This window comes from Bradyrhizobium sp. 17, from assembly GCF_023073515.1.
GTDB lineage: Bacteria > Pseudomonadota > Alphaproteobacteria > Rhizobiales > Xanthobacteraceae > Bradyrhizobium > Bradyrhizobium canariense_D.
In genome coordinates this window covers 17,909-32,229 of the sequence record NZ_JADPJQ010000064.1, presented here as the reverse complement: position 1 = coordinate 32,229, position 14,321 = coordinate 17,909, and the positions used below count along the sequence as shown (strand labels likewise).

Here is a 14,321-nt window from a genome sequence, read left to right as displayed (position 1 = left end):
GCGTGCTCGGCTACAATCTGACACGCGTGCTGAACATCGTCGGGATGAAACCGCTGCTGGCGGCGGTGAGGGCGTGATACGGCCGTTGCCGCGCGCCGTTGCGGTTCATGGGGCGCGTAAAAGAGCCCCGACATTGCCTCAGGATGAGTTCTGGTCGAGCGGCCGTAAAACTTGCCCAAATTGATCGGACCGCGATAGCCTGAATTCGACCGCGCCGGTCCGCGTCATGCAACAGCGTTTTTACACGACCAAGACCCATTGCCGACATGCCTCCCATAACTCTAGGCGTTGCCATTGGTGAAGCCGGCTTCCCTTTGTCGCAAAGCTAACGGCGCGGCGGTCGCAGGGTGGCCGCATTGCTGAGTTCAAATTCAACCGCCGTGGCGTGCCTGAGAAGGCAAGCTACGATCTCCTCGGTGCGTTCGGGCGAGCGCCGTCGCGGTGTTGGCGTTATGGTAAGAGCGCCACGAGCTATGCCAAAAGAAGACCGGATCATCACGGATACGGGGCTTGCGCCAGGAATGAGGGATATTGCGCGTTCTGCAAAGCCCTTCGATCGGGCCACCGCAACCTCCTGCAAGATCGCTTCCGTCGATAGGCCGTAACGAGAGAAACGCGATCGGTTTTTGGCGAGCACTTCGCGCGCCGCGTCGGTTTGCATGCTGGATAGGATCGCAATTCCGGCGTTGGAAACGCCAAGGGGGCGGCGTTCACCGACATCCCAAGCGAGGGCCTGGATAGGGTAGGTTCCGAGCTGCCTTGCGACGCAGACCGTCTCAAGTCCCACCCAGCGTGTGAAAAAGCCGGTGTCACCAAGTTCACGGACGGCAGCCCGCAGATGAGGACTAACGATATCGAGTAGGGGATCCCGTATTCGCCGCGAAAGCGCCAGCAGTGGTATCTGCTCGCCAATCAGATATCGTTGAGAGCCTTGTCGCCTCTCAACGATGCCTTCCGCAATCAAGACGCTCAGTATGCGATGTGTCGTTGGGCGAGTTAGTTCCGCCTGTTTCGCAATTTCGGTGAGTCCTAGGCCAGCCTCGCGGGCAGTTGCCAGGATCCGCAACACAGCCACTGCTCTCTGAATGCTTTGCGTTCCGCCCGGCAAATCGACGGATGCGGCGCCGGCGGTATGGCGAGAGCCACGAGCTGTCATGGGATGCGCCTTGAAGAAACGATATTGCTCCCCGGTGAGGTGCCAACCTTACCGTGGCACAGCTCCCCGCAAGTGTCCACGATGTGGAAATTCTCTGCGCTTTTCCATTGCGTCGCGGCGCGTTGCGGCAAACTCTGCGCGAAGAACCCGGGGCGACGTAGGCTTACGTGCTAATCATTAGATGGTCGCCTATCTCCCCGAAAGCGAAACAAGACGTCCAAGGGAGAAATGCCATGAACCGGCGCAACTTACTAAGTGTCTCTGCGGGAGTTGCAATTGGGCTGGTATCGCTCGGCGTCACTGTGGGAGCTGCCGCCAAAGCCGCCGAGGTCAAGCTTCTATCTGCCTCTGCATTGCATCCCGCAATTGATGCCCTCATACCGGATTTTGAGAAATCCTCGGGGCACAAGGTAACGGTCGACTACGGAACCGCTGGTGCTGTTGCGGACCGCGTCCAAAAGGGTGAGGCTGCCGACATCATCTTGAGTTCGGTCCAAACGGTCGACCGGCTTGAAGCGCAGGGCAGAATCGTGGCCGGGAACCGCATCGTTATCGCGAAGGTCGGTGTTGGCGCGTTTGTGCGCAAGGGTGCCGCGAAGCCCGATATAAGTTCGGCCGACGCCTTTAAACGCACGATGCTGGTCGCAAGAGCGATCGCTTATCCCGATCCGGCCGGAGGAGGTGCCAGTGGCATCTACGTGGCCAACTTGCTCGAACGAATGGGGATTGCTGGGGAGATGAAGGCCAAGACAAGACTGTCAACGCTTGGAACACTGTATGCGAGCGTGGCCAGCGGGGAAGTCGAGATCGGCTTCAATCAAGTAAGCGAAATCTTGGCTCAACCAACCGTCGAACTTATTGCCCCGTTGCCCCCAGATATACAGAATTACACCCAGTTCGCCCCAGGCATCATTACAGGTAGCAGTCAGGCTGACGCCGCACAAGCGCTGGTCGCATTCCTGTCCATGCCCGCCAGCCGGACCGTTCTGAAGGCAAAGGGTTTCGAATAGCGTCGTGCAGCGTGGAAAGATGCACCTCGGTTGGTGATCCACGGCGGTGGCTTGTCTCCGTTGACAAATGATGAAGGCCCTGCCGGGCGGCGCTCTTGACGAGGTGGACATCAAGAGTCCCTTATCGAGGGTGCTGAATTTGAGCAGCAACGATGCCATGAGCCGTGCACCCTTTTCGGGACAGATCATTATGCGCGATGGACAAGCTAGTCAGACCGCTCGGGGTGCGGCTGCTTATCGTGCCATTCATCAAAAGCTAGAAGGCGGAGCGATCTTCAAAGATCCATTAGCGTCGAGGATAATAGACCAAGAGACAGCCGCTGCCTTAGACGAGATCGCTGCAAACGACTCGCTACGGCCCTGGCGTTTATTTATCGCAGCGCGCAGCCGGTTTTCCGAGGACACGATGGGCGATTGCATCGCATGCGGCGTACGACAGGTCGTAGTGCTGGGGGCAGGCCTCGATACCTTCTCGCTGCGAAATCCCTATGCTCATCTCGGCGTTCGCACTTTCGAGGTCGACTACCCTTCGACACAAATGTGGAAACGCGATCAGATAAGGACCGCAGGTCTCGCGGAGCCGCCGTCGCTTGCTTTCGCACCGGTAGATTTTGAACGAGAAAGCCTCGCGGAGGGGTTAGTAAAAGCGGGGTTCAAACTGAACGAGCAGGCGTTTTTTCAATGGCTTGGCGTAGTGCCTTATCTGACTAAAGATGCGGTCTCCTCCACATTGAAGTTTATTTCCGAGGTGCCGCAGGCAGCCGTGGCTTTCGACTACGTCGAACCATTCCAGAATTATCCTGCTGAGCGCCGCGCCAGCGTCATGGCAACTGCCGCAAGGGCAGCGTCGCGGGGCGAACCCTGGCTCAGCTTTTTTGATCCGATCGAACTGCTGCAACTGCTGCAAGGCGAGCGCTTTAATGTGATAGAAGATCTAGGACTTCCCGAAATAGCCGAGCGGTACTACGGCGTCCTGAGGCGAGATATCGTGTTCGGACCTGGTCCTCACATTGTGCGGGCGCATCGATAGTCCATTGCCAAAGCCAAGCTGGAACACCGTTCGGGCGAATTTCGACTTCCGGTTCTGTGAAGGTTTTCGGATGCCGGCCCCATGAGGGTGTCGCCGCGCGCACGGGGCCGGCGTCCGCAAACCTCCAAGGGAGATGCTATGCAGCAGACGGCGGCGGTGAGGAAGGTAAGGATATGGCATTCATCGGCGCTGATGTGAACCGATGGAGCACCCCATGCAGAAGTTGAACGACCTGAGCCGATCCCTCACGTCCCTCAAACCGGACGGCACGCTGATCGCCGTGATCGAGATGAGCCTGTCGAGCTGGCTCGTTGCGGGGATTGTGCCTGGCGTCGAACGCCAGCCGTCGAAGAAGCTTGAGGTCGACGAGAACGCCTTGCTGAAACTGCTCAATCGCTGGCGAGAAGAGGCGCAGAAGAAAGGATACGGAATCGAACGCATCGCGGTCGCTTTCGAGGCCGGCCGTGACGGTTTCTGGCTGGCCCGATGGCTCAGGGCGCGCGGCATCGAGGCGCATGTCATTCACGCATCGAGCGTAGCGGTATCGCGCGAGCACCGGCGCGCCAAGACCGATCGTCTCGACACCGAACTGCTCAAACGCAGCTTTCTCGGCTGGTTGCGTGGCGAGCGTGATCACTGCAAGATGGTCGCGATCCCGACAATCAAGGACGAAGATGCCAAGCGCCCCAACCGTGAGCGCGAGAGCCTCATCGGAGAACAAAGTCGGATCGTCAACCGAATGAAAGCGGCGTTGATCCGGCTCGGCATCCGCGGCTTCAATCCCAAGCTGAAGAAAGCTTCCGAACGCCTTGACGGCTTGCGCTCCCCCGAGGGCGAGCCGATCCCGCCCAACACCCTGGCTGAGCTGCGTCGCGACATGGCGCGCCGGCGGCTCGTCGGCGATCAGATACGGCAGATCGAGGACGCTCGCCTGGAGCGTCTCACGCAAGCGCCCAGTGATGGACCACACGCAATGGTGCGGCTGTTGGCGCGGGTGATCGGGGTTGGTGTCGAGACCGCCGACATGCTGGTGCAGGAGGTACTGTCGCGAAGCATGCGCGACCGACGGGCTGTAGCGCGTTATTCCGGCCTCACCGGCTCGCCCGACGAGAGCGGCAGAAAACGCCGGGAGAAAGGGCTGACCCGTTCCGGCAATGCTCGAGTGAGACGGGGCATGATCGAATTGGCGTGGCGATTTCTCAGGTTCCAGAAGGACAGCGTCTTGGCGCAGTGGTTTCGAAGCCGTACCGAGAACGCCCGCGGGGCGCGCAAGACCATGATCGTGGCCTTGGCGCGCAAGCTACTGATCGCCCTGTGGCGGCTCGTGCGGGAGGGCGTAGTGCCGGACGGCGTCGTTCTGCGGCCGGCATCATAAACACGGAGGTCACTGAAGAAGACCCAACAGTTTCGGCCTTGTCCGTCCGCTGGTGACGGTATCGCCGATGACGGTTCGAGGTGGCGGGGTCCCGACGCGTTTCCTTGGCTTCAATGCCGAAAGGGAGAATGGGTCCGCCGCTTCGGAGCTTCGCTGCCGATGCGCATGACTGCATCATGGTTCGGGTCCTTGGACCCACCGGATACAAGGTTGTGGCGCGATTGATCGCGCCCGCAAGCGGGCTCCCCTCCGATCGTCATCCCGATCGCACCAACCGTGCCGTCGTGCTCGAAGCTGTCAAGGTGTGGCCTGGCAACGGTGGAGCCTGTCGTAAGATTCGCGCGACGGCCAACCTTGACAGCTTCTGCGCGCGCCAGCGCAAGCGAAGTGCGGGTCGGGACGAAGAAACGGCTCTCAGATCGAACAAAGAAAGTGACGAAGGAAAAAAGATGCGCCGACCTATCGCCTCTTGAAATGCCGCCTCCTTGACAAAAGCCCATACAAGGAAACCGCGGGAGTGGGCACGTAGGTGGCGCGGCGTGGGCTATGGGGATTTGAGTGCCGCGGCTGAGGTGTGTGATTGGAGCTGAGCCGGTTCAGCAAGTTCGCCTGCGGTAAAGCGGCTCATGAATGAGCGGCGAGTCGGGTGGAACGTCGTGAACTGCCGAACGATTTGGGGCGGCAGCTTTATGTCTTGGCGCGCTTTTCCGTGGCCGGTGGAGAGCCGGCGAGTACGACAAGCAGATTTGCCGGATAGAGACGCGGTCATGAGGTGTCGACCCTGATCACGATCGTTGGAGCTGTCGGCCGATACCGCGGCGTGGCACCGCGCTCGAAGACCTCAATGAGGACCATGCGACCGCCGCAGCATGGACAACTCGGCTTGGTTTGACCGGCGGCGGCAGCGGTGGGCTGGCCGTCAGGGATTGCAACGGCGAGCAGCTCACGCGCGCGTGCGATATTGTCGGCGCGCGTGCCACTGGCGAGTAGCCCATAGTGGCGGATGCGGTGGAAGCCTTGCGGCAGCACGTGGATCAGGAATCTGCGGATGAACTCGGCGGTGGCCAGTGTCATGACCTTCCGGCGGTCGCGACCTTCGGCGCGATAATCCTTCCATCGAAAGGTGACGCTGTGCCCGTCGACCGCAATCAGCCTGCTGTTGGCGATGGCGACGCGGTGGGTATAGCGCGACAGATAGGCCAGCACGGCCTGTGGTCCGCCGAACGGGCGCTTGGCATAGACGACCCATTCGGATCGTCGTAGCGGCGCCAGATACGCCGCGAACGCCTGCGGGTCGGCGAGAACGGCATGATCACCAAAGAACTTCAGATGGCTGGCTTTGTGGGCCACGATCAGCTTCTCCAGGAACAGCCGCCGGAACAGGCGCGAGAGCACGCGCACTGGCAGGAAGAAGCCGGGCCGGCACGCCACCCAACGCTCGCCGTCGAGCGAGATGCCGCCGCCCGGCGGCGAGATGCCGCCGCCCGGCACGATCATGTGGACGTGCGGGTGATGGGTCATGGCCGAGCCCCAGGTATGGAGAACCGAGGTGATGCCGATCCGGGCGCCCAGATGCTTCGGATCGGCGGCGATCGTCAGCATCGTCTCGGCCGAAGCCTTGAACAGCAGGCCATAGACCACAGCCTTGTTCTGGTAGGCGATATCGGCGATGGCCGCCGGCAGCGTGAACACCACGTGATAGTACGGCACCGGCAACAGATCGGCTTCGCGCGCGGCCAGCCAGTTCTTTGCCGCGGCACCTTGGCACTTCGGGCAATGCCGGTTGCGGCAGGAGTTGTACGAGATCTGGCTATGGGCGCAGTCCTCGCAGCGCGCGACATGGCCGCCGAGAGCTGCCGTGCGGCAGTTCTCGATCGCCGACATCACCTTCAACTGGCTGAGGCTGACATGGCCGGCATTGGCCCGGCGCCATGCCGGGCCGTGGCCGCGGAAGATGTCCGCGACCTCCAGCGATGGACGCGACACGAGGAGCCTCGCGTCAGGCGGGCGGCTCAGCCCTCTCGACCTTGCGGGCGATATGCTCCAGCGGGCTTATGACTTGTTGGATCGTCTTGGTGGCGACGCGGGTATAGAGTGCCGTGCTATCGAGCTTGGCGTGACCGAGCAGCACCTGGATCACCCTGATGTCGATGTTCTGCTCAAGCAGATGGGTGGCGAAGCTGTGCCGCAAGGTGTGCAGCGAGACGCGCTTGTCGATCTCGGCTGTTTGGGCTGCGGCATGACAGGCGCGATTGAGCTGGCGCGTCGTCATCGGCTGCACGCGGTCGCGCCCCGGGAACAGCCAGCCCTGCGGTCGCGCAGCCTTCCACCAGGCACGCAGCAGTTCAAGCAGATGTGGAGACAGCATCACGTAGCGGTCTTTACGTCCTTTGCCTTGTTCGACGCGGATGACCATGCGCTTGCTGTCGATGTCGCCAATCTTGAGTGAGATCACCTCGGCGGCGCGCAGACCCGCGCCATAAGCCACGCTCAGAGCCGCCTTGTACTTGAGGCCCGGCGCGGCATCGAGCAGCCGCGCCACTTCCTCCGCGCTGAGCACGACCGGCAGCTTGCGGGGCTCGTGGAGGAACGTCGTGTGCTCGATGATGTCGGAACGCCTCAGTGTGACCCTGAAGAAGAACCGCAATGCAGCCACGGTGTGGTTGAGTATCGGGATGTGCACGCCGTTCGCCGCCAGATGCAGCTGAAAGCGCCGGACGTCCTCAAAGCTCGCCGTGTCGGGCGACCGGCCGAGGAACGCAGCAAAATCCCTGATGGTGCGGATGTAGCCTTGTTGGGTCTTTGGCGCTAACTTGCGGATCGTCATGTCTTCGATCATGCGCCGGCGTAACGGGCTCATGGCCTGGTCGGTCATGGGGATGCTCCTGTCTTGAGTGAGGTTGTCGAAACCCCTCGATCTCAAGACAGGACGCCCCGTTGCGCTATCCCATTGGCCCCGACGCCCGCCGCAGTGCCCTACCGCGCGAGCGGTTTAGTCCTTTGGCCCATCGCTTCCGTTGGCGTGCTGCAGCTTTATTTCGGCTCACAGGGGTAGACCGGAAGTTTGCATCCGAGCGCCAAACCGACGCGAATGACCCAAAGAGACATTCGACGAAGAAAGACTGTGGGCGTTCGCCGACATCCTGAAGCCTCACGCCTTCAATGACGATCGGCTATAAGGCGATCGTGTTCGAAGCTCACTGACAAAACAAAGAATCAATGATTGTTAACAAGCGGCGTTCCCGAGTGTGCAGAGCAGCATACAACGGAACAGCGTCATCAATTTAGGGTGATTTTTTGGGTAGGTCGGAACTACTCTGTGGCGCATTTTATGGGTCGAGCGTCGCCTTCTGGCCTCTTCTGAGACATGCCGCCGGCTAGGTAAAATGTCCGCGTTCATCGGCAAAGCCGACAACGTGGTGCTCGCACCGAGTTCTTCTCAGTTCGACCCGATTTGTCATTTCGGCCCCTGATGGCTCCATTGGTAGATTGAATGCCGGCCATCCTGGGCGGTAAACTGGCGGCGCGTATGCGGATTGACACGCCAACTGTCGCCCCGGTCCCGAAGCTGGGTCGGGGCAAACAATCCGCGCGAGGCCGCCATGCAGCAAGTTGCGGACTGGCTTAAAAAGCTCGGCATGTCCGAGTACGCCGAACGCTTTGCCGAAAACGGTGTCGACCTCAGCGTGCTCCGCGATTTGACGGATCAGGATCTTAAGGACCTCGGGGTCTTGCTCGGCCATCGCCGCAAGATGCTACGTGCGATAGCCGAACTGGATGGCGTCGACAACGGAACACCCAAGCCTACTGCTGCAACTCTTCAACCGAACGATACCGCCGAGTTCCGCCAAGTCACAGTGATGTTCTCGGACCTTGTGGGGTCGACGGCGCTCTCCGCCCGCATGGACGCGGAGGACCTGCGCGAAGTAATTTCGGCGTATCAGAACTGCGTCGCCGAAACTGTGAGCCGCTTCGGCGGGTTCGTGGCGAAGTTCATGGGCGACGGCGTGCTGATCTACTTCGGCTACCCGCAGGCTCACGAAGATGACGCAGAGCGAGCGGTACGCGCGGGGCTGGAGTTGGTGAGTGCCGTAAGTAATCAAAAGACCGGGGCGGTACTGCAGACGCGGGTCGGCATTGCCACCGGGCTAGTAGTGGTCGGCGACCTGATCGGGTCGGGCTCTGCTCAGGAGCAGGCAATCGTTGGCGAGACGCCGAACCATGCGGCACGCTTGCAGGGCATTGCAGAACCGAACACGGTCGTTATTGCCGAAAATACCCGCAAGCTGCTCGGCAATCTATTCGAGCTTGAGGACCTCGGAGTAAAGGATCTGAAGGGCATACCGGTGCCTGCCAATGCCTGGGCGGCACTGCGACCGGCTTCAGTTGAAAGCCGCTTCGAGGCTTTTCACGCGACCGGGCTGACGGAACTTATCGGGCGGGAAGAAGAACTCGAACTGCTGCTACGGCGCTGGTCGAAGACAAAAGCCGGCGAAGGCCAAGTCGTGTTGCTTTCGGGCGAGCCCGGCATTGGCAAATCGCGGCTCACGGCTGCGCTTTTGGAACGCCTTGCCGGCGAGCCGCACACGCGCCTGCGCTATTTCTGTTCTCCACAGCATACCGACAGCGCGCTCTATCCCTTCATCCACCAGATGGAACGTGCCGCCGGACTCGCGTACGACGACTCCCCGCAAGCGAAGCTCGACAAACTCGACGCACTGCTCGCGCAGACTTCGACGTCAGCCCAGGACGCGGCACTCTTTGCCGAGATGCTGTCGCTCGCGAACGATGACCGCTATCCGGTGATCGAGCTGACACCGCAGCAACGCCGGCAACGAACGCTGGAAGCACTCGCCGCCCAACTAGAGACGCTAGTGCGAGCGAATCCGGTGCTAATGATCTTCGAGGATGTGCACTGGATCGACCCGACGAGTCTGGAAGTGCTTGGTCGGGTGGTGGACCAGATTCCGACCTTGCGCGTGTTGCTGAGCGTGACGTTTCGGCCGGAATTCAATCCACCCTGGATCGGCCGGTCTTACGTGACCGCCCTCACCATCAATCGGTTAGGTCAGCGCGACATCGATGCCATAATCGAGCATCTTGTCGGCAACAAGGGTCTGCCGGCAAGCATCCGGCAGGATATCATCGAGCGCACCGACGGCATTCCCCTTTTCGTGGAGGAAATGACCAAGGCTGTGATGGAGTCGGAGGGCGAGGGCGAAGCGCGGCGGACAGCCAGCGCGGTTCCGCCCCCGGCGCTGGCGGTCCCCGCAAGCCTGCACGCGTCGCTTATGGCGCGGCTCGACCGGCTCGGCGCGGCCAAGGAGGTGGCGCAGGTCGGGGCGGTGATCGGGCGCCAGTTCTCCTACGCCCTCCTGGCTTCGGTGGTGCGCCAGCGCGAACCAGAGCTGGGATCGGCGTTGGACCGTCTCATTGCGGCTGGCTTGCTGTTCCGGCAGGGCGCGCCGCCGCGTGCGACCTACCTGTTCAAGCATGCCCTGGTGCAGGACACGGCTTATGGCACTCTTTTACGCAGTCAACGCCAGGAGTTGCATGCCCGTATCGCCAAGGTGCTCGAACAAGAATTCCAGGAGACGATCGGGGCGCAGCCAGAGACTTTAGCTCATCACTACTCCCAGGCAGGCCTGGTCGATCTCGCGATCGAGTTTTGGAGACGCGCCGGAGCGCGCAGCGCAGACCGATCTGCTCATCACGAGGCGGTCGGTCATTTCGGATGCGCGCTCGATTTAGTGGGAAAGCTGCCGCCGAGCCATCAGCGCGATGAGCGTGAGCTGGGTCTGATGCTTGCTCTCGCGGTATCCCTGATCGCGGTCCACGGCTTTGGGTCGATACGTTTGGAGGAGTGTGCTGTTCGGGCCAAGGAACTTTCGGACAAGCTCGACGAGTCGCAGAGTCGCTTCGCCGCGCAACGGATCGCATGGAATTCCAGCCTGATGCGCCAGCCGCTTCCGAGGACGGCGGCTTTGGCAAGAGACTTGGTCGGCTTGGCAGAAGAAGACGGGAATCCGGCAAAACTCGCCGTGGCGCATCGGGCATCTGGCTACTCGCTACTTATTGCAGGCGAATTCCGAGAGGCCGCCGAAATGCTTGCTCAGGGAGCGACTATCGCCGACACAATTCCGGAGGGCGAATTCGCGATTTATGGCGAGCATCCAAGTATGGTTTGCCGAGCCTATGGCGGGCAGGTAAAAATCTTGATGGGTTTCCCCGAATCCGGGATGAGGCTGATTGAGGCGGCCGTAGCGCATGCGCGCCAGCAAAATAACGCGCACAGCCTTGCCTGGGCGCTCGGCGTTGCCGCGCACGTTTCTCAGTCACAGCACGAGCCTGCGGCAACGGCCCGCTTCGCATCGGAAGCCATTGAGACGGCGCGCGAGCACCGCATGCCCCAATGGCTGGCTCTCGGTGAGCGATGCAAAGGCTGGGCAATTCATCAGCTCGGCGATTTCGAGGGCGGCCTGAATCTCCTGCGACAGGGCGTGAGGCGATGGTACGAAACCGGAGCCGTCCTGCACACTACCCACGCCGAGATCTGCTTGGCGGAGAGTTTTCTCGTGCAAGGTCACGCCGTGGCGGCGCGGTCCTATTTGTCAGCCGCGCGAGCGCATTGCGCGAGTTTTGGCGAAAACTATCTCGCGGCGGAAATGGATCGGCTGGACGCTTTGTTGTTTCAGTGCGAGGGCGCACCTACTGACATGGTAGAAGAATGCCTGGCCAAGGCCATAGAAACGGCCCGCCAGCAGGGAGCTAGACTTTTTGAGCTCCGTTCCGCCACAGCGTTAGCCCGGGTAATAGCCGAACACCATGAACGGAAGGCACGCGACATTCTCGCGCCAATTTACAATTGGTTCACCGAGGGGTTAGGTACTTCGGACCTGAAAGACGCAAAGGCGCTCCTCGATCGGTTGAAGTGATGCAGTTTGTTCAGCTCTTCGCCGGCTCACATTTGTTCCTCCGCATCTGCGCATCGCCGGTCCACGCTGGCGCCGCCACGACTCCGCGCCAATGTGGGTCATCCAGGCTACCCCGGGTCCAACGCTCAACCGGGCTCTCGCGCACCGCACTTGCTCTCGCTCGCACCGTTTCATTCAGTGCGGGTCGGTGCATTCAAAAACCGATCCAAACTCGCAATGACTGCTTATGAACCCGGAAGCGAAATCGGCGCACGCCTTATCGAGGTCCGCTTAGTCGGGCACAGCGGACGAGATTTGCCCACGCTGAGTTCTTCGCATTCTGACGCCGAGCAAACATTTCGAAGGCGCAGAAGAAGCGAATTAAGCATTTGACTGCAACCACTCTGAGAAGGTTCGGATGGTCTTCGCGCGCGGATGGCTTGGCCTACTGACCACATGGAAACTATAGCCAGACAAGCTCAACTTGAACGCTTTCACGAGCGTACCGGCGGCGAGTTCGTGTGCGACGAGCACATCACTGAAAATCCCGACTCCCTGCCCCGCGATCACCGCCTCGATGGCGTGCAGTTCCTCCCGGAAACTCAAGTGCTGCATATCCTTGAATTGGGGCACTTCGCGCCACCTGCGCTGGGCCACGGCAAACCATCTCTGCCATGTGGGCGGCTCACGATCGGCCGGCGACCAATAGGAGTGAATCAAAACGTGGTTTGCGAGGTCGACTGGTCTCTTCAGGCGTCCCGTTGAAAGCAAACGTGGATTGCAGACGGGCCAGAATGTATCGCTGAAGAGATCATTGATGATCCCGTCCGTCGGCAGTACTCGGCTAGTCGCATAACGAATGGCGACATCGCCATCGCCGGCGTGCAGATCGAGCACGGTGTCCGTGCCGATGACTTCCAGCGGCACATCGGGATGCAACTTCCGCCACGCGGGCAGGCGGGGCACGAGCCAGCGGCTGGCGAAAGCATTCGTTGTCGTCACCCGAAGAGGCTGTTGGTCGGTATCCCGCCTGACGGCCGCGATTGCGGCGGCAAACACCTCAAGGCCGCCGCGAATGGCGGGAAACAGCCGCGCTCCGGCATCGGTGAGCGAAAGAGGTCGCGGTCTGCGGCGAAACAGAGCGCGGCCACAATACTGCTCAAGCAGCACGATTTGATGGCTGATCGCGGTTGGCGTCACGCCGAGTTCTGCCGCGGCCTTCTTGAAGCTCAGATGGCGGGCGGCAGCTTCAAAAGCGCGGAGCTCGATCAGGGGCGGCAGCTTGTGCATGCGGCTAGTCTAGATGAAACCAATTCATCTTCACCTGAATTCTTCAGGTTTGCTCCGAGAGGGCCGCCGATTGAAGATATAGCGGGTTGAATTGAGGAGACCGTGTCATGTCGTCCATCACATCTGTCGCGAGCGCCGCCGCCGACCTTAGCGCCTCCTTCGGAGGACAACTGCTCAAGCCAACGGACGAGGGCTACGAGGAGGCGAGAAAGGTCCACAACGGGTTGGTCGACAAACGGCCAGCGTTGATTGCCAGATGCCGCAGTGTGGCCGACGTCGTGGACGCCGTCGCTCTTGTGATCAAGCTCGGCCTCGAGGTCGCGGTTCGTGGCGGCGGCCATAACGTCGCGGGACGCGCGACCATCGACGGCGGGATAATGATCGACCTGTCCCCAATGAGGGGCGTCCATGTCGATGCTGTCGGCAAAACCGTACGCGCGCAGGGCGGGGCGACTTGGGGCGATGTCAATCGCGAGACGCAACTTCACGGCCTCGCGGTCACCGGAGGTGTGGTCTCGACCACGGGTATCGCCGGATTGACCCTCGGCGGAGGACTCGGCTGGCTGATGGGCAAGTACGGCCTGGCATTGGATAATTTGCGCGCTGTCGAACTCGTCACCGCCGATGGCAAGGTCTTGCAGGTTAGCAAGCAAGAGGAACCCGATCTGTTCTGGGCCATCCGCGGCGGCGGCGGAAACTTCGGGATTGCCACCAGTCTCGAATACGACCTTCATGCAGTAGGGCCAATCATTACCGGCGGCCCCATCGTCTACTCTATCGATCGCTCCCGTGACGTGCTCGAATTCTTCCGGGCCAGCACGCGATCGCTACCGGACGAGCACACGCTGTTCGCAACCCTGACGCACGCGCCCGACGGGTCCGGCGCAGAGGTAGCTGCCTTGGTCACCAGCCATTGCGGTCCGGCAGCGGAAGCCGAACGAGCCGTGCGGCCGCTGAAACAATTCGGGGCTCCGATCGTGGACGCAATCGGGCCGATGCCCTATTGCCAGCTCAACAGCATGCTCGATGCCAACTACCCCAGAGGCGCCCTCAACTATTGGAAGTCCAATTTCCTCAGTGAGCTGAGTGATGGTGCGATTGCGACCATGATCGAATGTTTCGCGCGCTGCCCGACGCCCACGGGGCAGCTGCTTCTCGAACACATCCACGGCGCGGCGGCCCGTGTCGATGCAAGGGATACGGCGTTTCCGCATCGGCAAGAAGGCTACAACTTCCTGGTACTCGCGCAATGGATGCAGCCGGACGATACGAGGCAATGCATCTCCTGGGCACGCGAAACCTACGAAGGCATGCGACCCTTCTTCTCCTCCGGTCGGTATGTCAACTATCTCGACGATGACGAGGTGGGCGATCCCGTCGCTGCCGCATATGGACCGAACTACCGGCGTCTGCAGCAGATCAAGGCTAAGTATGATCCGAACAATTTCTTCCGCATGAATCAGAACATCCGGCCGCTGGCCTGATCCAGGTGAGGGCATTTCGTCCCTCTCATCTTGGTTCAGGATGTCAGTGGAAGGCCGCTACG

General features: G+C 60.9%; 9 protein-coding genes. 5 read left to right on the top strand and 4 right to left on the bottom strand.

Annotated features, from left to right (window positions below; all coding sequences use genetic code 11):
- Window positions 1-325: 325 nt before the first annotated feature.
- Window positions 326-1,156, bottom strand: a complete 831-nt coding sequence (locus IVB13_RS09790) for a helix-turn-helix domain-containing protein (RefSeq protein ID WP_247369510.1) — start codon at window positions 1,154-1,156, stop codon at window positions 326-328.
- 233 nt (window positions 1,157-1,389) lie between these two features.
- Here IVB13_RS09790 and modA point away from each other — a divergent pair, with 233 nt between their 5' ends.
- From modA to IVB13_RS09775, 3 genes are all read left to right on the top strand, one after another.
- Window positions 1,390-2,166 (top strand): molybdate ABC transporter substrate-binding protein, encoded by a 777-nt coding sequence (gene modA, locus IVB13_RS09785; RefSeq protein ID WP_247369508.1) that lies wholly within the window; start codon window positions 1,390-1,392, stop codon window positions 2,164-2,166.
- 67 nt (window positions 2,167-2,233) lie between these two features.
- Window positions 2,234-3,196 (top strand): SAM-dependent methyltransferase, encoded by a 963-nt coding sequence (locus IVB13_RS09780; protein WP_247395181.1) that lies wholly within the window; start codon window positions 2,234-2,236, stop codon window positions 3,194-3,196.
- A 214-nt stretch (window positions 3,197-3,410) separates the two neighbouring features.
- Entirely contained in the window at window positions 3,411-4,571 is a 1,161-nt protein-coding gene (locus IVB13_RS09775) for an IS110 family transposase (protein ID WP_247293994.1), read from the top strand.
- Between the two features lie 765 nt (window positions 4,572-5,336).
- Here the strand turns inward: IVB13_RS09775 and IVB13_RS09770 are convergent.
- Window positions 5,337-6,557 carry an IS91 family transposase gene (locus IVB13_RS09770; RefSeq protein ID WP_247488663.1) on the bottom strand — a complete coding sequence of 407 codons (1,221 nt, stop codon included), beginning with the start codon at window positions 6,555-6,557 and terminating at the stop codon, window positions 5,337-5,339.
- 13 nt (window positions 6,558-6,570) lie between these two features.
- On the bottom strand, window positions 6,571-7,446 hold the full coding sequence (locus IVB13_RS09765) for a site-specific integrase (protein WP_247369502.1): 876 nt from the start codon (window positions 7,444-7,446) through the stop codon (window positions 6,571-6,573).
- A gap of 727 nt (window positions 7,447-8,173) precedes the next feature.
- Between IVB13_RS09765 and IVB13_RS09760 the strand changes: the two genes are divergently transcribed.
- Window positions 8,174-11,506 carry an adenylate/guanylate cyclase domain-containing protein gene (locus tag IVB13_RS09760; protein WP_247488660.1) on the top strand — a complete coding sequence of 1,111 codons (3,333 nt, stop codon included), beginning with the start codon at window positions 8,174-8,176 and terminating at the stop codon, window positions 11,504-11,506.
- Between the two features lie 360 nt (window positions 11,507-11,866).
- On the opposite strand, the gene IVB13_RS09755 is transcribed toward IVB13_RS09760, so the two are convergent.
- The gene (locus IVB13_RS09755) at window positions 11,867-12,775 is read right to left on the bottom strand and encodes a LysR substrate-binding domain-containing protein (RefSeq protein ID WP_247395174.1); all 909 of its coding nucleotides are present in this window, start codon (window positions 12,773-12,775) and stop codon (window positions 11,867-11,869) included.
- Between the two features lie 107 nt (window positions 12,776-12,882).
- On the opposite strand from IVB13_RS09755, the gene IVB13_RS09750 reads away from it, so the two are divergent.
- Window positions 12,883-14,259, top strand: a complete 1,377-nt coding sequence (locus tag IVB13_RS09750; protein ID WP_247488659.1) for an FAD-binding oxidoreductase — start codon at window positions 12,883-12,885, stop codon at window positions 14,257-14,259.
- The last annotated feature ends 62 nt before the right edge of the window (window positions 14,260-14,321 follow it).

Coding starts and splice junctions, on each gene's coding strand:
- IVB13_RS09790 (WP_247369510.1), bottom strand. CDS start 1,156: ATGACAGCTCGTGGCTCTCGCCATACCGCCGGCGCCGCATCCGTCGAT.
- modA (WP_247369508.1), top strand. CDS start 1,390: ATGAACCGGCGCAACTTACTAAGTGTCTCTGCGGGAGTTGCAATTGGG.
- IVB13_RS09780 (WP_247395181.1), top strand. CDS start 2,234: ATGATGAAGGCCCTGCCGGGCGGCGCTCTTGACGAGGTGGACATCAAG.
- IVB13_RS09775 (WP_247293994.1), top strand. CDS start 3,411: ATGCAGAAGTTGAACGACCTGAGCCGATCCCTCACGTCCCTCAAACCG.
- IVB13_RS09765 (WP_247369502.1), bottom strand. CDS start 7,446: ATGACCGACCAGGCCATGAGCCCGTTACGCCGGCGCATGATCGAAGAC.
- IVB13_RS09760 (WP_247488660.1), top strand. CDS start 8,174: ATGCAGCAAGTTGCGGACTGGCTTAAAAAGCTCGGCATGTCCGAGTAC.
- IVB13_RS09755 (WP_247395174.1), bottom strand. CDS start 12,775: ATGCACAAGCTGCCGCCCCTGATCGAGCTCCGCGCTTTTGAAGCTGCC.
- IVB13_RS09750 (WP_247488659.1), top strand. CDS start 12,883: ATGTCGTCCATCACATCTGTCGCGAGCGCCGCCGCCGACCTTAGCGCC.